Origin of the sequence: Dyella dinghuensis (genome assembly GCF_003977615.1) — a bacterium.
Taxonomy (GTDB): domain Bacteria; phylum Pseudomonadota; class Gammaproteobacteria; order Xanthomonadales; family Rhodanobacteraceae; genus Dyella_B; species Dyella_B dinghuensis.
The window spans coordinates 602,286-621,600 of the sequence record NZ_RYZR01000007.1 but is presented as its reverse complement, the minus strand read 5'-3'; the positions used below and the strand labels follow the sequence as shown (position 1 = coordinate 621,600).

Below are 19,315 nucleotides of genomic sequence, written 5' to 3'. Positions count from 1 at the left end.
TTACCCTCGCAATTTTGCCTCGCATGAAACCTCCAACGCAGCCACTGCATTTCGAACGCAGCGATCCGCGTCGTCGTCGGTAAGCGTGCGTGAAGCGTCCTGCAAAATCAAGCCCATAGCGAGACTCTTTCGGCCCGCTTCGACCCCTTTTCCACTGTATCGGTCAAACAAACGCAGCGCTACGAGGGCGGTTCCTAGGCTGCCCCGAACGGCGTGTTCAATTTGTGACCAGCTTACCTGTTCAGGAACATCAACGGCGATGTCGCGACGGACCGCCGGGAAGCGCGGCACCGCCTGGGCTTTGGGCAGGCGGCGGTCGAGCAAGGGATCGAGGGCCAGCTCCAGGACGTGGACGTCGGGCCCCAGATCCAGCGCCTTGGCCAGTTGCGGATGCAGGGCACCGAGGTAGCCGACGGTGTGGCCATCACGCGCCACGCGAGCACTGCGCCCGGGATGCAGCCACCCCGGCAGGCTGTCGGCATGGACGGTCCAACGCTGCGGCTCGCCGCCCCAGGCGATCAGGGCATCCAGGTCGCCCTTGAGGTCGTAGAAGTCCAGTGGACGGGCGGTCTCGCCCCATTGTTCGGCTTGCGCAGCCCCGCAGGCCACGATGGCCAGTGTGGGAGTCTCGGTCGGCGCGTCCTTGCGAGCAACAGCAGCTTCGCCAATGTGGAACGTGCGACCCAGCTCGAACAGGCGCACCCGCTCCTGCTGGCGGGCACGATTGTGCGAGAGCGCGACGATCAGACCTGGCAACAGCGAGGGGCGCATCACAGCGAGGTCGGCCGACAGCGGATTGGCCAGCGGCACCAGCTGCTCGGTCATGCCCCAACGCTGGAGTACATCGTTGCCGATGAAGGCGAGGTTCACCGCTTCGTAGTAGTCGCGCGCCGCCAGTTGTTCGCGCACCGCCAGCTCATTGAGACGCGCCTCGGGCTCGGCGGCGAGCGTCAGCGCGCCAGCCGGCGTGTGCGTAGGAATGTTTTCATAGCCGTGGATGCGCGCAACCTCTTCGATGAGGTCCTCCTCGCGCTCGATGTCGAAGCGGCGGCTTGGCGCGGTGACGGACCAGCCATCGGCCAATGCTTCGACCTTCATGCCAAGCGCGGTGAAGATGCGCACGACCTCAGCATCGGCAACGGTCAGGCCAAGCACGCGCGCCAGTCGCGCACGGCGCAGCAGGATCGGCTTCGGCGACTGCAGGTGTTCCGGCAAGGTGACATCCAACAGCGGACCGGGAACACCACCGGCGATGTCGAGGATCAGTCGCGTCGCGTATTCGACGGCGATGCCAGGCAGTTGCGGATCGACGCCGCGTTCGAAGCGATGCCCGGCATCGGTATGCATGCCCAGCTTGCGGCTACGGCCGATGATCGCCGACGGAATCCAGTGGGCGGCTTCCAGAAACACGTTGCGCGTGTCGTCGGTGACGCGCGTATCCGATCCACCCATGATCCCGCCGAGCGCAACGGCACGTGCACCCCTGCCGCCCTGGCTATCGGAGACCACGAGGAAGTCGTCATCCAACTCGACGGTGCGACCGTCTAGCAACGCGAGCGGTTCGCCCGTTCGCGCCGGACGCACGACAATCTCGCCTTCCAGCTTGTCTTTGTCGAACGCGTGCATGGGCTGGCCGAGTTCCAGCATGACGTATTGCGTAACGTCGACGAGAAAGCTGATCGGACGCAGACCGCTGCGACGCAACCGCTCGGCCATCCACACGGGCGTTTTGACGTTGGCGTTCACGTTGTCGATGACGCGGCCAGCGAAACGCGGCACACGCGCACCCGCATCGAGCACGACGTTCATCGTGGCATCGCTTTGCGCCGGCACGGGCGTGGTGTCGAGCGGAATCACCTCACTGCCCAACGCTGCGGCGACATCGAAGGCGATACCGCGCACGCTGAAGCAATCGGCACGATTCGGCGTCAGTTTGATTTCGATGCTTGCGTCCGGCAGCCCAAGGTATGTCGCAAGCGGCGTACCGATCGGCGCATCGTCGGGGAGTTCGAGCAAACCCGAAGCATCAGGGTCAACTCCCAGCTCCTTGGCCGAGCAAAGCATGCCGAACGACTCAACACCGCGCAGCTTCGCCGCCTTGATCGCGATACCGCCCGGCAGATTCGCGCCAACGGTCGCCAACGGTGCGACCAGACCGGCACGTGCATTGGGCGCTCCGCAGACGATCTGCACGATGCCGTTGCCTGTGTCCACGTCGCACACCTGCAGGCGATCAGCTTCCGGGTGTTTCTTGGCGTTGACGATGCGCGCCACGATCACGCCATCCAGCGAGTCGCCCAATGGCGCAACGTCTTCAACTTCCAGACCGATGGCCGTCAGCGTCGCAGCAAGTTCGTCGCGCGAAGCGCGGGTCGGAACATGGTGGCGCAACCAATTTTCGGAGAATTTCATGCGTGTCGGTTCCTGCTGCGATTACGCGAATTGCTTGAGGAAGCGCAGATCGTTCTCGAAGAACGCGCGCAAGTCGGAAACGCCATAGCGCAGCATGGCAAAGCGCTCGACGCCGAGACCAAATGCGAAACCGGTGTAACGCTCCGGATCGATGCCGCAATTCTTCAGCACGTTCGGATGCACCATGCCGCAGCCGAGCACTTCCAGCCAGCGCGTGGAACCATCTTCCGCATCCCAGCGAATATCGACTTCCGCCGAAGGCTCGGTAAAAGGAAAGTAACTCGGGCGGAAGCGCATTTCGAAATCGCGCTCGAAGAACGCGCGAATGAATTCGGCCAGCGTGCCTTTCAGGTCCGCGAAGCTGGAGGTTTCGTCCACCAGCAAGCCTTCGATCTGATGGAACATCGGCGAATGCGTTTGATCCGAATCGCTGCGATAAACCTTGCCGGGCGCAATGATGCGGATCGGCGGTTGACGGCCTTTCATCGAACGAATTTGCACGGGCGACGTATGCGTGCGCAGCAAGCGGCCGTCACCGAAGTAGAAAGTGTCGTGCATGGCGCGCGCCGGATGGTGCGGCGGGAAATTCAGCGCCTCGAAGTTGTGCCAGTCGTCTTCGATTTCCGGACCGTCGGCGCGTTGATAACCCAGGCGCGCGAAGATCGACGAGATGCGTTCAAGTGCACGGGTAATCGGATGAATGCCGCCGCGCTCGCCATCGCGTCCCGGCAGGGTGATGTCGAGTTTTTCGGATGCGAGGCGGCGGTCGAGTTCCGCCTGTTCCAGCGTCTGCTTACGCGCAGCCAGTGCATCGGCAATGCGTTCCTTGACGCGATTGACTTCCGCACCGCGCGATTTCTTCTCTTCCGGCGACAGCGAGCCGAGCGTTTTCAACGCCGCGGTGATGATGCCACTCTTGCCCAAAAGACTGACGCGCAACGCGTCGAGCGAATCGAGCGTGTCGGCTTTGTCGATTTCCGTCAGCGCTTGTGTAGCGCGGTTATCTAGATCTTCCATCGATGCAGTCCCGTTAAATGCACGGCTTTCGGATAGCCCCTCTCCCATTGGGAGAGGGGTTGGGGTTGGGGTGAGGGTGCGATCGGAGCGCGATAACAACACTTGCGCAAGATTGCACATCACGCTTCGCCCGAACCCTCACCCCCTGCCCCTCTCCCAAAGGGAGAGGGGAGAAGAGCGGAAGCTCAAACAAAAACGGGGAGAAGGCTTTAGGCCTTCTCCCCGCTTGATTCACATCATTTCGTCAGCGTTCGACGATCAAGCGGCCAGACTGGCCTTCGCCTTTTCTGCGATGGCCCCAAACGCCTTGATGTCGTGCACGGCGATGTCAGCCAGCACCTTGCGGTCGACCGTGATGCCGGCCTTCGACAGGCCATTGATCAGACGGCTGTACGACAGACCGAACTGACGGGCAGCAGCATTGATACGCACGATCCACAACGCGCGGAACTGACGCTTCTTCTGCTTGCGGCCGATATAGGCGTACTGACCGGCCTTGATGACGGCCTGGTTAGCAACGCGGAAGACTTTGCGACGGGCGTTGTAATAACCCTTCGCGCGGCCAATGATCTTTTTGTGACGACGACGGGCGGTAACGCCACGCTTTACACGAGCCATGGTTTAGTCCTCCGCCTTAGAGATACGGCAACATGCGTGCTACACCCTTGGTGTCGCATGCTTTGACGTGATTGGTGGCGCGCAGATTGCGCTTACGCTTGGTCGACTTCTTGGTAAGAATGTGCGACTTGAACGCATGGCCGGCCTTGAACTTGCCGGACGCGGTTTTGCGAAAACGCTTCGCAGCCGCGCGATTGGTCTTGATCTTGGGCATGGGAATGCTCCTTGATGGGGATGGCTCTTTTCGCGAGAGCAACCCGGTTTCTGACTGATCTGGCGGCGGCCCTTCGGCCACGCTTTCCGTCCTGCCACGATCGGTTCACGACCCTTCCTTGCGGGTCGAACTGGAAAGTATACGTGAAGGGCTGGACCAACGCCAGCCAAAATCTCGCCGTATTTAAGCCCTCTCCCCTCGGGCACGCGGGGAGGGGCCATGGATGGCCCCGGCTTTGAGGAGCGAGGAGAGGGGTTGGGGTGAGGGTACGAACTTGCGGAAGAACCACTCCCGGGCGGACGACTCACGCCCTAGGCTCCAAACCGTACCCTCATCCGCCCTACGGGCACCTTCTCCCGGAGGGAGAAGGGAATCCGGGCTTATTTCTTCTTGGGCCCGATCATCATCACCATCTGGCGCCCTTCCAGACGCGGGAAGGACTCGATGACGCCGTTCTCGCCCACGTCTTCCTGGATCTTCTTGGCCAGGTTCTGGCCGAGGTCCTGGTGCGACATTTCGCGGCCGCGGAAGCGGATGGTGACCTTGACCTTGTCGCCTTCCTCAAGGAAGCGAAGCATGTTGCGCAGCTTGATCTGGTAGTCGCCCACATCCGTAACCGGACGGAACTTCACTTCCTTGATCTCGACCTGCTTTTGCTTCTTTTTGGCGGCCTGGGCCTTCTTCTGGGCTTCGAACTTGAACTTGCCGTAGTCCATGATGCGGCAGACCGGCGGATCGCCGTTCGGCTGGATCTCGACCAGATCAAGCCCCGCTTCCTCGGCGGCTTTCAGCGCCTCGTCGCGGGTGAGGATGCCCAGCTGTTCGGAATCCGGTCCGATCACACGTACGCGCGGTACGCGGATCTCATGGTTGCGACGGTTGCCCTTAGTTTCTGTGGTGGCGATACCACTATCCTCCAGAAGAGTTTCAACAAGTTAGGCCGGAAGCGGCATCAACGCCGCGTCTCGGCCTCCAGGCGTTCGATGAAGCTGGCAAGCGGCATGCTGCCTAGATCTTCGCCCGAACGAGTACGCACGGAAACAGTGCCCGATTCCTTTTCGCGATCGCCGACCACAAGCAGGTAGGGCACTCTCTGCATCGTATGTTCGCGGATTTTATAGCCGACCTTCTCGTTGCGCAAATCGGCCTGCACGCGGAAGCCTTTATCGACAAGGGTTTGCGTCACATGACGCACATAATCGCCCTGCGCGTCCGTAATGCTGAAAACCTGCGCCTGCACCGGCGCGAGCCAGGGCGGCAGATTGCCTGCGTGGTGCTCGATGAGAATGCCGATGAAGCGTTCCATCGAACCCACGATCGCACGATGCAGCATTACCGGATGCTTGCGCTGGCTGTGCTCGTCGACGTACTCGGCACCAAGACGCTCGGGCATCATGAAATCCACCTGCATCGTGCCGACCTGCCAGGCGCGGCCGATGGAGTCTTTCATGTGGTACTCGATCTTCGGACCGTAGAAAGCGCCCTCGCCCGGTAACTCTTCCCACTGCACGCCCGCAGCACGCAGCGCGGCGCGCAGAGCATCTTCGGCGCGATCCCACACCTCATCGCTGCCGATGCGCTTGTCGGGGCGCAACGCGATCTTCAACGCAATGTCTTCGAAACCGAAGTCGGCGTACACCTTCATCGCCTGCTTATGGAAAGCGGTGACTTCGGATTCGATCTGTTCTTCCGTGCAAAAGATGTGGCCATCGTCCTGCGTGAATGCACGCACGCGCATGATGCCGTGCAACGCACCCGACGGTTCGTTGCGATGACAACCGCCGAATTCGCCGTAACGGATCGGCAGATCGCGGTAGCTATGCAGGTTCGTGTTGTAGATCTGCACATGACCTGGGCAGTTCATTGGCTTCACGGCATACGTGCGCTTTTCCGATTCCGTGAAGAACATGTTTTCCTGGTAGTTGTCCCAATGGCCGGACTTCTTCCACAGGCTCACGTCCAGAATCTGCGGCGCGCGCACTTCCTGGTAACCGCTCTGGCGATACACGCTGCGCACGTACTGCTCCACGACCTGCCAGATGGCCCAGCCGTTCGGATGCCAGAACACCATGCCCGGCGCTTCTTCCTGCTGATGGAACAGATCCAGCGCCTTGCCGATCTTGCGGTGATCGCGCTTCTCGGCTTCTTCGAGCTGATGCAGATAGGCCTTGAGGTCCTTGTCGCTCAGCCACGACGTGCCATAGATACGCGTAAGCATCGCGTTGTTGGAATCGCCACGCCAATACGCGCCGGCGACTTTCATCAGCTTGAACGCGCGCAGCTTGCCCGTGTTCGGCACATGCGGGCCGCGGCACAGATCCGTGAATTCACCCTGCGTGTAGAGCGACAGGTCTTCGTTCGCAGGAATGCTTTCGATGATCTCGGCCTTGTACTCCTCGCCGATGCCACGGAAGAAATTCACCGCATCGTCGCGCGACTTCACGCTGCGCGTGACCGGCAGCTGTTCCTTGACGATCTTTTCCATCTCCGCCTCGATCTTCACCAGATCGTCGGGCGTAAACGGGCGCTCATACGCGAAGTCGTAATAAAAACCGTTGTCGATCACCGGACCGATCGTCACCTGCGCGCCGGGATACAGGCGCTGCACGGCCTGCGCTAGCAAGTGCGCCGTGGAGTGGCGAAGAATCTCCAGCGCCTCCGGGCTTTTCTCGGTGACGATTTCGAGGCGGGCATTGTGGTCGATGGGGAAGCTGGCATCGACCAGCTTGCCGTCGACTTTGCCGGCCAGCGTGGCTTTGGCCAGACCGGCGCCAATGGAGGCGGCCACGTCCTGCACCGTCACCGGATGGTCGAAGGGGCGTTTGCTGCCATCGGGGAGCGTGATTTCGATCATATGACTACCTGACTCTGCACACTTCAAAAAGAAACGTGCCTATTTTGAGGAGTCCGGCCAGGGATGGCCGGTTTTGCGCTCGCCCGCCTGGACGACGGGCAAAAATAAAGGCGCCATGCGCCCTTTTTGGAGATAAGGCGTGGCGAGTTTTAATGTTGGAAGTTCGTAGTAGCCATGTCGCACGCTCGGCCGGCGCCTGGGCGCGGGCCACCTTCTCTCTGCAGGTTGATACCGAAAAGTTAGTTTAGCGCACCGCCGGTGTCAATTGAGCGGCAGGAGGCAAAACAGCCAGCCCGCGTTGGAAATAGAATAGGCCGATTACCTTCAGGAGCATGTCGATGCGCATCCTCGTCACCGGCACCGCCGGCTTTGTTGGCGCTGCACTCACGGAAAGGCTTCTGGCTCGCGGCGACGAGGTGCTCGGCATCGACAATCACAACGATTATTACGATCCGTCGTTGAAGGAAGCGCGCCTGGCACGCTTCGCTTCCCACCCGAACTACACCCACCTTCGTGCCGACCTGGCCGATGCGGCTGCCGTGAATCGGGCGTTCGAAGAGTTCAAACCGCAGCGTGTCGTGAATCTCGCCGCGCAGGCCGGTGTGCGTTATTCGCTGAAGAATCCGCAGGTCTACGTGCAGAGCAATCTCGTCGGCTTCGTCAACGTGCTCGAAGCCTGCCGCCACGGCAACGTCGAGCATCTGGTCTATGCATCATCCAGCTCGGTGTACGGCGCGAATCGCAAATTGCCGTTCGCGGTGGAAGATGCGGTGGATCATCCCGTCAGCCTGTACGCAGCGACGAAGAAAGCCAATGAGTTGATGGCGCATACGTATAGCCATCTCTATGGCCTGCCGACAACGGGGCTGCGTTTCTTCACGGTCTACGGTCCGTGGGGACGGCCGGACATGTCACCGATTCTGTTTGCCGATCGCATTGTGCGCGGCGAGGCGATTGACGTTTTCAACTACGGTAATCACAGCCGCGATTTCACTTATATCGACGATATTGTCGAAGGTGTGATTCGCACGCTGGATCATGTGGCGCGGCCGGATCCTGCCTATGATCCGCTGCTGCCGAATACCGGTACGTCGAATGCGCCATATCGCGTTTACAACATCGGCAACGATCAGCCGGTGCAGTTGATGCGATTTATCGAATTGCTGGAACAGAACCTTGGCCGAACAGTCGAGAAGCGGCTATTGCCCATGCAGCCTGGTGATGTGCCGGATACGTGGGCGGATGTGTCGGCGTTGCGGCGAGATGTTGGTTACGCGCCGAACACATCGATTGAGGTCGGCGTAAAGCGTTTCGCCGAGTGGTACCGCGATTACCACCACGTCGAATCCTAACAACGCCCCTTCCATTCCCTCACAGCCCATTCCCCCACCGTCATTCCGGCGCAGGCCGGAATCTAGTGGCGATAACGCCGCGATAAGGCCACTGGATTCCGGCCTGCGCCGGAATGACGGTGTGGGGCATTTGGAACGTTGCTGTCAGAACGGCTTGGCGAGCACAAAAAACAGCACGCCCAACAGCAAGAGTATCGGCAGCTCATTGAGCAAACGCAACGCACGCGCGGAAGGCAACGTCGCCGCCCCCTGCTCGCTCCGCTTCAGCAACCGCCCTGCCCAGATGAAATAAATCAGCAAAATCGCCACCAGGGTCAGCTTGGCGTCGATCCAATGCATCGCCCCCACCACATTCGGCAGCGCCTGCGGAAAGACCCGCCAGCCTTCCCACAGCGTGAGACCCAACAAAAACGCAATCCCAAACAGGCTGTGACCAAACCGGTAAAGCCGCCGCCCCATCAGGTACAACCGCGCCCTCACCGCCACATCGTCACCGGCCTCGGCAATATTCACCAGAATCCGCGGCAGATAGAACACCGCCGACATCCACGCGATGGCGAACAGCAGATGGAACGTTTTCACCCACAGATAAACCATGCCTGCCTCCGAAATCGCACAAAGAAAAACGGCGTGCCGTAAAGCACGCCGTTTTATCGGGAATTGGTGGGCGGTACAAGGATCGAACTTGTGACCCCTTCCATGTCAAGGAAGTGCTCTACCGCTGAGCTAACCGCCCGTGGCTCGCCCGGCAGACCGCGCGAGCCGTGCAGTATACGGGAACCGATCACCTACCGCAAAGCCCGTTCGCGCAGCTGATGGATCTGGTCGCGCAGGCGCGCGGCCTCCTCGAACTCGAGGTTCTGGGCGTGCTTGTACATCTGCGTCTCAAGCCGCTTGATCATGGCGGCGGCCTGCTCGACATCCATCGCGGCGTACTCGGCGGCGGCCTCCGTCACCCCGGCTGCGCGGGTGCGTGACCGGCCCTTGCCACGCCCCGGAACTTCGCTGCGCGCGCCCTCCATGATGTCGGCGATGCGGCGAACCACCGATTTGGGTGTGATGCCATGGGCTTCATTGTAGGTGCGCTGCTTTTCGCGACGTCGCTGCGTCTCGTCCATCGCCGCCTTCATCGAGCGTGTGATCTCGTCGGCGTAGAGGATCGCCCGGCCGCGGACGTTGCGCGCCGCGCGGCCGATGGTCTGGATCAACGAGCCGGTCGAGCGCAGGAAGCCTTCCTTGTCGGCATCGAGAATCGCCACCAGCGACACCTCCGGCATGTCCAGGCCTTCGCGCAGCAGGTTGATACCCACCAGCACATCGAATTCGCCAAGACGCAAATCGCGGATGATTTCGGTGCGCTCGACCGTTTCGATGTCCGAGTGCAGGTAACGCACTTTCACGTCGTGTTCGCTCAAATATTCGGTGAGGTTTTCCGCCATGCGCTTGGTAAGCGTAGTAACCAGGACACGATCACCCATTGCGACGCGCTTCTTCGCCTCGCCCAGCAGATCATCCACCTGTGTGCGAACCGGCCGCACCTCCACTTCCGGATCGACAAGACCCGTGGGACGCACCACCAACTCAATTACCGCATCGCCGGATTTTTCCAGCTCGTAGGCTCTGGGCGTGGCGGATACATAAACCGTGCGCGGCACGCGGCGCTCGAATTCATCGAAGCGAAGCGGACGATTGTCCATCGCTGAGGGCAAACGAAAGCCGAATTCGACCAGCGTTTCCTTGCGCGATCGATCGCCTTTGTACATCGCGCCGAGCTGCGGCACGGTGACGTGCGATTCGTCCACCACCAACAACGCATCTGCCGGCAAGTAGTCGAACAAGGTCGGCGGTGGCTCGCCGGGTTCGCGGCGCGTCAGGTGGCGCGAGTAGTTCTCGATACCCTGGCAATAACCGACCTCGGCCATCATCTCCACGTCGAAACGCGTGCGCTGGTCCAGGCGCTGCGCTTCCACCAGACGATTTTGCTTGTACAACACCTCAAGGCGTTCCTTGAGTTCGACCTTGATCGTTTCGATGGCGTTCAACACGCTCTCGCGCGTACTCGCGTAATGCGTACGCGGATAGACCGTGTAGCGCGGCACCTTGCGAATCGTTTCACCAGTGAGCGGATCGAACAGCGAGAGATTTTCGATGTCGCCGTCGAACAACTCGATGCGTAGCGCCTCCGTTTCCGATTCGGCCGGAAACACATCGATGACCTCGCCACGCACACGATACGTACCGCGACGCAATTCCATCTCGTTGCGCGTGTACTGCAATTCGGTGAGCTGGCGAATCAACTGGCGCTGATCAATGTGCTCGCCACGCGCGAGAATCAAACGCAGCGACAGATAATCTTCCGGATCGCCCAGGCCGTAAATCGCCGAAACGGTCGCGACAATCAACGCGTCCTTGCGCGAGAGGAGTGCCTTGGTGGCCGCCAGACGCATCTGTTCGATATGTTCGTTGATCGACGCGTCTTTCTCGATGTACGTATCCGACGCGACGACGTACGCTTCCGGCTGGTAATAGTCGTAATAGCTGACGAAGTACTCGACCGCGTTGTTCGGAAAGAACTCCTTGAACTCCCCGTAGAGCTGCGCAGCGAGCGTCTTGTTCGGCGCAAGCACGATGGTCGGGCGCTGCACCTGCTGGATCATGTTGGCGATGGTGAAGGTCTTGCCCGAGCCCGTTACGCCAAGCAGTGTCTGCGCCGCCAGCCCGGATTCGAACCCGTCCACCAGCTTGCGAATGGCCTCGGGCTGATCGCCGGCAGGCTTGTAGTCGGAGACGAGTTCAAATCTGTCGCGGTCGGTCATGGACTTACTCTGCGGGCGCCTGGAGGCATTTTAAATGCCGCGTACTGACAGAACCTGTCAGCAGTGGCCGACGTTCACCCAACCTTGAGGGGCCTAGCATCGCGGAATTTGGCCAAGGAATGGCATGTTGCCCCTCCGTAGAACCCACTCAGGCCTCGGCCTGATCGAACAGATTGTTGTGCTGATCGTGCTGGCTGTGATGGCAGCATTCGCCATTCCGGCCTTCAGCCTGATGCTCGACAGCCACGAATTACGCGTGGCGCAAACGGATTTCCTGGCAGCCTTGCAGCATGCGCGCGGTCTCGCTGTGAATGGGCAAACGCGCGTGGTGTTGTGTCCAACCACGGATGGACTCACCTGCAATAGCGACAGCGACTGGACCCATGGCTGGCTGGTGGGCCGCGACAAAGGCGGAGGCGAGCTGGATGGGCAGCCGCTCTATGTCGGCAGCAGGAACTTCAAACGACTTCGCATTTTCGGCAGCGACAAAAAGAAAGTCATTCGATTCAACCCCGACGGAAGCACCACCAATTCCAACCAGACGTTGTATTTCTGCGTACGCGGCAAAACCGATCGCGCACTGAAGGTGGTGATTGCCCGGCTCGGCCGCGCCAGAGGTGACGTGGCATCCGCAGCGGATGCTGAAAAATGTGCTGACGAGGATTGATTAGAGCAACACCGGACGATCCGGCAATTCGTCCGGCCGCGCTTTGCCGTGACTCGGAAAATGGCTGGCGAGCAAATCGTTGACGTCGGAGATACCGCGCAACGCTCCGACGCGCCACTGCCCCGCAGCAAAACTTTCCTGCATGGCGTTGCATACCGCTACCCATTCGTCTTCCTTGACGCGGCGAGCGATACCGCGATCGGCCACGATTTCAATGCGGTGTTCGGCCATCAACAGATAGATGAGTACGCCGCAGTTATGCTCGGTATCCCACACCCGCAGCATGCCGAATACCTGATGCGCGCGCGTTCGCGCGTCCAGGCCGTTCAACACATCCGGAATATGCAGACGCGATTCGATCGCGAAACGCACTTCGCCCAAGTGCGTGTGCTCGCCCTTCGAAATGGCATCGGTCATGTCGTCGAGCACTTCCGACGAAAAGCGTTTGTGGAGCTGGAACCAGCCGTCGAAAAGATTGGCAAACAAGCGCTGCATGCGTGCCATGTCACCAGCCCCCCGACGCGCCGCCGCCACCGAAGCTGCCCCCACCGCCGCTGAATCCACCACCGCCACCGCCGCCGAAGCCGCCGCCTCCAAAACCACCACCGCCACCAAATCCGCCGAATCCACCCCAGCCGCCGCCGCCAATGGAGCGCCCGGCGCCACCCGGCAACAACATGAAGAGGCCGGCAAGCAGGCCGCCGAAAATGCCAATGCCGACGGATGCCAGTGCCCACAGCAAAACACCGACAACGATGCCGCCGAGCGGCGCGCGCACGAAGGCGCTGGTACGCCCAAAAGCGCCGCGCAGGAAAATCACCGCGAAGATCGCGAAGAAGAACACACCATGCAGATCCTGACCGTGGCGCTGCGTGTAGTTGTCCTGCACCGGCGGCGGCAGCGGCTCGCCGTTGATCAATTGCGTGAGCGCGCCCACCGCATCGTTGATGCCGCCCGCGTAGTCGTTGTTGCGAAATTTCGGCGCGATGTATTCGCGGATAATGCGTGCACATGCCGCATCGGGAATGGCGCCTTCCAGTCCATATCCGACTTCGATGCGCACCTGTCGATCGTTTTTGGCGATAAACAACAGCACGCCATCATCGACGCCGTTACGGCCGACTTTGTTTTTCTCGGCGACCTGCAGCGAATAATCGTCGATATCATCCGGCTGCGTCGTGCCCACCATCAGCACCACGAGTTGCGCGCCCTTCTGCTTTTCCAGCATGGCGAGCTGCGCGTCGAGCTGATTGACCTGATCTGCCGTCAGCGTGCCGGTGAGATCGGTGACGTGACGCGTGAGCGTCGGTACGGCGGGAGTGTCGTCGGCATGCAGCGTCCATGGCGACAGCAGCGCTATCGCCAGGATCAGCCACAGGCGCGCAATGCGCCGAATCGTCATGTCAGTGTGCCGAGGTGGCCGGAGCCGGCATGGCGGGCTGCGCTGCAGGAGCAGGCGTGCCATTGCCGAAATCGACCGTCGGCGGCTTGGAGATGACCGCCTCGTTCTCCACCGTGAAGTTCGGCTTCACCTGATAGCCAAACATCTTCGCGGTGAGATTGTTCGGGAACGTACGCAGCAACGTGTTGTATTGCTGCACGCCCTGGATGTAGCGATTGCGCGCCACCGTGATGCGATTCTCGGTGCCTTCCAGTTGCGCCTGCAGATTCTGGAACAGTCCACTCGCTTTCAAATCCGGATAGTTTTCACTGACCGCCATCAAGCGCGACAGGGCACCTGTCAGTTGACCTTGCGCGGCCTGGAATTTCGCCAGCGAATCGGGATCGTCCGCGTTGATCTGGATATTGCCGACGCGTGCACGCGCTTCGGTCACCTCGGTGAACACCTTGTCTTCGTGCTGGGCATAGCCCTTGACGGTATTGACCAGATTGGGCACCAGATCAGCGCGGCGCTGATATTGATTGAGCACTTCGGACCATTGGGCCTTCACCGCCTCATCCTGCTTCTGGATGGCGTTGTAGCCACAGCCCGACAACATGATGACCAACAGCATAAGTACAGCAATGCGTACGGTATTCATTTAGAGCGCTCCCTTGCCATCGTGTGGCCATTGCAGCACCCGGCATGCATAGATGCAATCGCTCATGCGCCGTCACAACGGTGCAACAACGGAACTGCCGTTGAAAATACGTTAGACCTAGAAAAAGCGCGGTCCCAGAACGAGGGCCCAGCAAAGTATGACAAGCACCAACAGCAGAAACACCGCGGCCGAGCCCATGTCCTTCGCGCGGCCGGCGAGTTCGTGAAATTCGGGGCTGACTTTGTCCACGACCGCCTCGATCGCGGAATTGAGCAGTTCCACCGACAGCACCAGGATGATCGGAAACACCAGCGCGATCTTCTCCAGTGCGCCGTGCCCCAGCCATAGCCCGGCGGGAACGAGGATAACGGTCAGCATGGCTTCGAGCCGGAACGACGCCTCGTGCCGCCAACCCGCGCGCAAGCCGCTCATCGACCATCGGAAGGCGCGCCAGAGCTGGCGCGGGTCGCCCCGGAATCCGCTACCGGGCATGGATGGATCGGCCTGCCAGCAAAGGGGACACGGCTTTTTTCGGCATGGCGGGCGGCGCTCCCTGACGGCAACTGGCGCGCAATGATGCCACAAGCCGGGACCGCCGCAGGGCGCCTGCAGGATTTTGCTTGCCGCAATGCAACGTGGCCCGAATGACGGATAGGTTACCCTTCGGCGAATGTGCCCGTCCGACGGGACAAAACTAGACCGCTCGCGGCCTCGCAGTACACGTGCTCGGAATATTTCATGGCGACTCAGAACACCCCTTCTCAAACCCGTTCGTTTACCACCGTTTTCCTGATCGAGATGTGGGAGCGTTTCGGCTTCTACGGCATGCAGGTGCTGATGGTCACCTTCATGATGAAGAAGCTCGGCTTCATGGATACGAAGGCCAACCTGGTGTGGGGCGCCGCCGCAGCGCTGATCTACGCGACACCGGCCATCGGCGGCTGGGTGGGCGACAAGCTGCTGGGTACGCGCCGCACGATGCTGATGGGCGCGATCATTCTGGCGATGGGTTACGGCCTGCTCTGGATGCCGTCCGACAGTGCCTATGCCACCTATTTTGCGCTGGGCGTGATCGTGGTCGGCAACGGCTTCTTCAAGCCGAACGCAGGCAACCTGGTCCGCAAGATCTACGAAGGTGACGAAACGCGCATCGATAGCGCGTTCACCATCTACTACATGGCGGTGAACATCGGCTCGATGATCTCGATGACCGCGACGCCGTGGATTCGCAATTACATCGCCGGTATCTACGGCGATTCGGCCGGCTGGCATACCGCCTTCGGCGCATGCTCTATCGGCTTGATCGCAGGCTTGATCAATTACTCGTTCATGAGCCGCACGCTGTCGCATATCGGCTCGCCAGCTGATCGCAGCCCGGTGAATTTCAAGAAACTGGCTGCGGTATTGTTGGCCGGTGCCGCCACCGTGTTTGCTGCAGCCTTCATCCTGCAAAACGAGACGGTTGCGAAGTGGTGCGTTTACATCGCCGGAGCACTCATCCTCGGCATTTTTGTTTATCTGATTGCTGGCAGCCAACGCAGTGAGCGCGCCGGTTTGATCGCTGCGCTCGTCCTGACTGTCCAAACGATCTTCTTCTTCATTTTCTACGCACAGATGGCGACGTCGCTGAATTTGTTCGCGCAGCGCAACGTCAACCTGTCATTCAATGTCTTCGGCTTTCATCTCTTTGACTGGATTCCCGAGCAATACCAAAACTTGAATGCGATCTGGATCGTCGTGCTGAGCCCCGTGTTGGTTTTCATCTACAACTCGCTGGGTCGCGTCGGCAAAGATCCCGGCATCGCCACGAAATTCGCTTGGGGATTTGGCGCCGTCGCGCTGGGCTTCTTCATGTACGGCTTCGGCGCTACCTGGGCGGTGAATGGCCAAGTCTCGTCATGGATCATGGTGTGGGGTTATGGCCTGTATTCGCTCGGCGAGCTGCTGGTCAGCGGCCTGGGGCTGGCGATGATCGCGCGCTATGTGCCCGAGCGCATGGGCGGCTTCATGATGGGTGCGTACTTCGTCGCTGTGGGCATCTCGCAATACCTGGGTAGCGTGGTGGCGAATATCGCGCATATTCCGGACAACATTACCGATCCGCTGCAGTCGCTCGCGATCTACACGCATCTGTTCAACGTCCTTGGCTTCGTCGGCATCGGCTGCACGGCCATTGCGGTCGTGATACTGCCGCTGATGAATCGCCTGTCGGCCAGCCATTCCGATCCGGCGACGAACCACGACCCGCTGCCCGCCGTGCGCAGCGAGGAATTCAATACTCCTTGATCGACCCGCGACCCGCCGCTTAATGTGGCGGGTCGCCTTGTCTATCGGCAAGCCATGCCGCAACGCCCCTTAAAGCAACGCATCGGACCTTTCGCCCTGGCGCGCACACTTGCGTGGCTGCGCTTGTGCGCCATTGCCGGACAAAGCATGGCCGTAATGGTCTGTTCGTGGTGGATGCAAATCAACATTCCCACGCTTTCGCTGCTGCTCGGCATCGACATGCTTGCAGTGTTCGCGGTCTTTGCCGCGTGGCGCATCAGTCAACCGTGGCCGGTGCGCGAGTGGGAGACGGTGTGCCATGTCGCGGCTGATACGCTAGTGCTTGGTTATCTGCTGTATTTCACCGGCGGCGCAAGCAATCCGTTTGTGACGTTGCTGCTGGTGCCCATCGCATTGAGTGCAGCGGCGTTGTCCGAACGCGCCGTGCTTGCCGTGGCCGCCATCGCCGTGGCTGCGTATACCGTGCTGCTGCACTGGTATGTGCCGCTACCGATGAATCAGTTCACGCTGGACGATAACGGTTTTTCGCTACACGTCGCCGGTATGGGCGTGAACTTCCTGATCACGGCGTTGCTGCTCGGCTTCTTCATCAATCGACTGGCGCGTGCAGTGCGTACGCAGCAACTGGAAGTGCAACGCGTGCGCGAACGCGCGTTGCGTGACGAGGGCATTCTTGCCATCGCCACCCAAGCGGCCGGGGCGGCACACGAACTGAATACACCGCTTTCCACCATGCGCACGCTGCTGCCGGAACTTCGCCGGGAACACGCGGCGGACAGAGTACTGGATGAAGATCTGGAACTGCTGGAAGGCCAGGTCGATCGCTGCCGCACCATCCTGCGCGAGATGGTCGCATTCGGTAAAGCGCAGCTATCGCAAGAACCGGAGCGTGTTGCCTTGTCGGCATTCATCCACGGCTGTGTGGAACGCTTCCAGCTCCTGCGTCCCGAGGCGGAACTCCAATTGCATGTGCAGAGCGATCTCGACAACACGACGCTAAGCACGCCGCCGGGTTTGCGTCATGCGTTGCTCAATCTGCTCAACAACGCCGCCGATGCGTCGGCCCTGCGCGATTCAAACAGCGTGACGCTGGAAGTGCGCCGCGACGGCGATTGGCTGGAGTGGATCGTTCGCGATCTCGGCCCTGGCTTCACATCGACCGGTGCGCCCGCGTCCATCGGCAAGAGCGATAAGCTGAGCGGCCTGGGCATCGGGCTGGCACTGGCTGAAGCGACCGCCGAACGACTGGCTGGCGAGTTGATCGCGACCAGCACAGAAAACGGCGCGCAGATGTGTCTGCGCCTGCCCTTGGCGGTCATCACTGAAAACTGAGCAAGCGCACCGCTCGCATATCCGGCAGAATAGAGCGGCAGATTTGGCAGGAAGTAGCAACATGGTTCACCCCACCCAAGCATCCGGCACGCGTCCACTTTTGATCGTGGATGACGACGCAACCTTCGTCCGTGTGCTGTCCCGGGCCCTCACCTCACGCGGTTTCGAAGTCCTGACGGCAAGTCATGCGGATGAAGCACGCGCCTTGGCACGACGTCATCAGCCACGCCATTGCGTGCTCGACTTGAAGCTTGGCGATGAAAACGGGCTGCGCTTGATTCCGGAACTGCACGAGCTGGTGCCGGACATGCGTATTCTGCTGCTCACCGGTTATGCCTCGATTGCCACCGCGGTGGAAGCGATCAAGCGTGGCGCGCACGATTATCTTTCCAAGCCGGTCGATGCCGATGCCGTGGTACGTGCACTGCTCGATGGCGACAATCCTCATCATGGCGACGACGATGTCGTCGATGCACCGGAAGCACCGCTTGCATTGCGTCGTCTGGAGTGGGAGCACATCCAGCGCGTGCTGACCGAATGCGACGGCAATATTTCGGAAACGGCACGTCGCCTGGGCATGCATCGCCGCACGCTGCAGCGCAAGTTGAGCAAGCATCCCGTGCGCGAGCGTCCGGAAAGCGAAGCCTGACCCGACGCGTCATTCGTTCGGCGCGGATGCCGACGACGGCGCTGCAGGTGGCTGGTTCGACGGATCGGGTTCGTTGTCGTAAATCGCCACGTGCGGCACACCGTCCGCACCGATCCAGCCGCGATACATGCCGTCGGTATTGAACGGCATCGCGATATTGCCGTCGTTGTCGAGCGCAATGGCACCGCCATTGCCACCCATCGACGGAATTTCCTGATTGATCACTTCTGCTGCGGCGCGCTGCAATGGTTCGCCGAGCATCGACACTTTCATGCAGATCTCGTGCGCGGCCACCGTGCGAATGTAGAACTCGCCCCAACCGGTTCCCGACACGGCGCATTGCGCATTCGCATACGTGCCGGCGCCGATGATCGGCGAGTCGCCCACGCGGCCCCAGCGTTTGTCGGTCATGCCGCCCGTAGACGTGCCCGCGGCGAGATGCCCTTGCGCATCAAGCGCTACCGCACCCACCGTACCGAAGTGCCTGGCGGTTTCGAGATCCGCGTGCGGCTGTTTTTCGCCGTCTTCCTTCAAAGCTTTCTGTAGTTGTTGCCAGCGTTCTTCGGTGCGGAAATACGATGGGTCGACGAGCGTGATGCCCTGCTCTTTCGCGAATTCTTCAGCGCCATCGCCGATCAGCATCACATGCGGCGAATGTTCCATGACCGCACGCGCCAGCAGAATCGGATTCTTCACGCGATGAACGGCGGCGACGGAACCCGCACGCAAGGTATCGCCATCCATCACGGCAGCATCCATTTCGTTCTTGCCATCGTGCGTGAAGACCGAACCGCGGCCCGCGTTGAAGTTGGGATCGTCTTCCAGCACGGTGATTGCGGCGGTTACCGCATCCATCGCCGGCTTCCCCGCTTTCAACTGCGCGTAGCCATCTTCAAGTGCCTTGGTCATCGCAGCGCGCACGGCCTTTTCCTTGGCCGGACTCATGTCGCGCTTGATGACGCCTGCTCCGCCATGAATGATCAATACCGGCGTGGTGGCATGAACCATGGCGGCGGTTCCTAGCGCGGCGAGTGCAACGAGCAGGCGGGACGGCTT

General features: G+C 60.6%; 18 protein-coding genes and 1 tRNA gene. 5 read left to right on the top strand and 14 right to left on the bottom strand.

Annotated features, from left to right (window positions below; genetic code table 11):
* From pheT to thrS, 6 genes are all read right to left on the bottom strand, one after another.
* Positions 1-2,412, bottom strand: a complete 2,412-nt coding sequence (gene pheT, locus EKH79_RS16385; protein WP_126674888.1) for a phenylalanine--tRNA ligase subunit beta — start codon at positions 2,410-2,412, stop codon at positions 1-3.
* A gap of 21 nt (positions 2,413-2,433) precedes the next feature.
* Positions 2,434-3,429, bottom strand: a complete 996-nt coding sequence (pheS, locus tag EKH79_RS16380; RefSeq protein WP_126674887.1) for a phenylalanine--tRNA ligase subunit alpha — start codon at positions 3,427-3,429, stop codon at positions 2,434-2,436.
* 258 nt (positions 3,430-3,687) lie between these two features.
* Entirely contained in the window at positions 3,688-4,047 is a 360-nt protein-coding gene (rplT, locus tag EKH79_RS16375; RefSeq protein WP_026635108.1) for a 50S ribosomal protein L20, read from the bottom strand.
* A 16-nt stretch (positions 4,048-4,063) separates the two neighbouring features.
* Positions 4,064-4,261 carry a 50S ribosomal protein L35 gene (rpmI, locus tag EKH79_RS16370; protein ID WP_019467379.1) on the bottom strand — a complete coding sequence of 66 codons (198 nt, stop codon included), beginning with the start codon at positions 4,259-4,261 and terminating at the stop codon, positions 4,064-4,066.
* Positions 4,262-4,641: 380 nt separating this feature from the next.
* Positions 4,642-5,166, bottom strand: a complete 525-nt coding sequence (infC, locus tag EKH79_RS16365; RefSeq protein WP_325050620.1) for a translation initiation factor IF-3 — start codon at positions 5,164-5,166, stop codon at positions 4,642-4,644.
* A 47-nt stretch (positions 5,167-5,213) separates the two neighbouring features.
* On the bottom strand, positions 5,214-7,115 hold the full coding sequence (gene thrS / locus EKH79_RS16360; protein WP_126674885.1) for a threonine--tRNA ligase: 1,902 nt from the start codon (positions 7,113-7,115) through the stop codon (positions 5,214-5,216).
* Positions 7,116-7,453: 338 nt separating this feature from the next.
* Here thrS and EKH79_RS16355 point away from each other — a divergent pair, with 338 nt between their 5' ends.
* Positions 7,454-8,467: an NAD-dependent epimerase gene (locus tag EKH79_RS16355; protein ID WP_126674884.1), complete on the top strand. Its 1,014-nt coding sequence runs from the start codon at positions 7,454-7,456 to the stop codon at positions 8,465-8,467.
* A gap of 144 nt (positions 8,468-8,611) precedes the next feature.
* On the opposite strand, the gene EKH79_RS16350 is transcribed toward EKH79_RS16355, so the two are convergent.
* The 3 genes from EKH79_RS16350 to uvrB form a co-directional block, all read right to left on the bottom strand.
* Positions 8,612-9,064, bottom strand: a complete 453-nt coding sequence (locus EKH79_RS16350) for a CopD family protein (RefSeq protein ID WP_126674883.1) — start codon at positions 9,062-9,064, stop codon at positions 8,612-8,614.
* A 64-nt stretch (positions 9,065-9,128) separates the two neighbouring features.
* A tRNA-Val gene (locus EKH79_RS16345) sits at positions 9,129-9,203 on the bottom strand.
* A gap of 52 nt (positions 9,204-9,255) precedes the next feature.
* A complete protein-coding gene (uvrB, locus tag EKH79_RS16340) occupies positions 9,256-11,283 on the bottom strand; it encodes an excinuclease ABC subunit UvrB (protein WP_126674882.1) in 2,028 nt (675 codons plus the stop codon).
* Positions 11,284-11,407: 124 nt separating this feature from the next.
* Between uvrB and EKH79_RS16335 the strand changes: the two genes are divergently transcribed.
* Positions 11,408-11,950, top strand: a complete 543-nt coding sequence (locus tag EKH79_RS16335) for a GspH/FimT family pseudopilin (protein ID WP_126674881.1) — start codon at positions 11,408-11,410, stop codon at positions 11,948-11,950.
* Here the strand turns inward: EKH79_RS16335 and EKH79_RS16330 are convergent, their stop codons facing one another.
* From EKH79_RS16330 to EKH79_RS16315, 4 genes are all read right to left on the bottom strand, one after another.
* The gene (locus EKH79_RS16330; RefSeq protein ID WP_126674880.1) at positions 11,951-12,454 is read right to left on the bottom strand and encodes a TPM domain-containing protein; all 504 of its coding nucleotides are present in this window, start codon (positions 12,452-12,454) and stop codon (positions 11,951-11,953) included.
* A gap of 1 nt (position 12,455) precedes the next feature.
* Positions 12,456-13,352: a TPM domain-containing protein gene (locus EKH79_RS16325; RefSeq protein ID WP_126674879.1), complete on the bottom strand. Its 897-nt coding sequence runs from the start codon at positions 13,350-13,352 to the stop codon at positions 12,456-12,458.
* 1 nt (position 13,353) lies between these two features.
* Positions 13,354-13,992 carry a LemA family protein gene (locus EKH79_RS16320; RefSeq protein ID WP_126674878.1) on the bottom strand — a complete coding sequence of 213 codons (639 nt, stop codon included), beginning with the start codon at positions 13,990-13,992 and terminating at the stop codon, positions 13,354-13,356.
* A gap of 117 nt (positions 13,993-14,109) precedes the next feature.
* Positions 14,110-14,484: a diacylglycerol kinase gene (locus EKH79_RS16315; RefSeq protein ID WP_126674877.1), complete on the bottom strand. Its 375-nt coding sequence runs from the start codon at positions 14,482-14,484 to the stop codon at positions 14,110-14,112.
* Between the two features lie 246 nt (positions 14,485-14,730).
* Here EKH79_RS16315 and EKH79_RS16310 point away from each other — a divergent pair, with 246 nt between their 5' ends.
* From EKH79_RS16310 to EKH79_RS16300, 3 genes are all read left to right on the top strand, one after another.
* Positions 14,731-16,278 carry a peptide MFS transporter gene (locus EKH79_RS16310; protein ID WP_126674876.1) on the top strand — a complete coding sequence of 516 codons (1,548 nt, stop codon included), beginning with the start codon at positions 14,731-14,733 and terminating at the stop codon, positions 16,276-16,278.
* A 54-nt stretch (positions 16,279-16,332) separates the two neighbouring features.
* Positions 16,333-17,610, top strand: a complete 1,278-nt coding sequence (locus tag EKH79_RS16305; RefSeq protein WP_126674875.1) for an ATP-binding protein — start codon at positions 16,333-16,335, stop codon at positions 17,608-17,610.
* Between the two features lie 61 nt (positions 17,611-17,671).
* Positions 17,672-18,259: a response regulator transcription factor gene (locus EKH79_RS16300; RefSeq protein WP_126674874.1), complete on the top strand. Its 588-nt coding sequence runs from the start codon at positions 17,672-17,674 to the stop codon at positions 18,257-18,259.
* A gap of 9 nt (positions 18,260-18,268) precedes the next feature.
* Here the strand turns inward: EKH79_RS16300 and EKH79_RS16295 are convergent, their stop codons facing one another.
* Positions 18,269-19,267 carry an isoaspartyl peptidase/L-asparaginase family protein gene (locus EKH79_RS16295; protein ID WP_126675064.1) on the bottom strand — a complete coding sequence of 333 codons (999 nt, stop codon included), beginning with the start codon at positions 19,265-19,267 and terminating at the stop codon, positions 18,269-18,271.
* Positions 19,268-19,315: the final 48 nt, after the last annotated feature.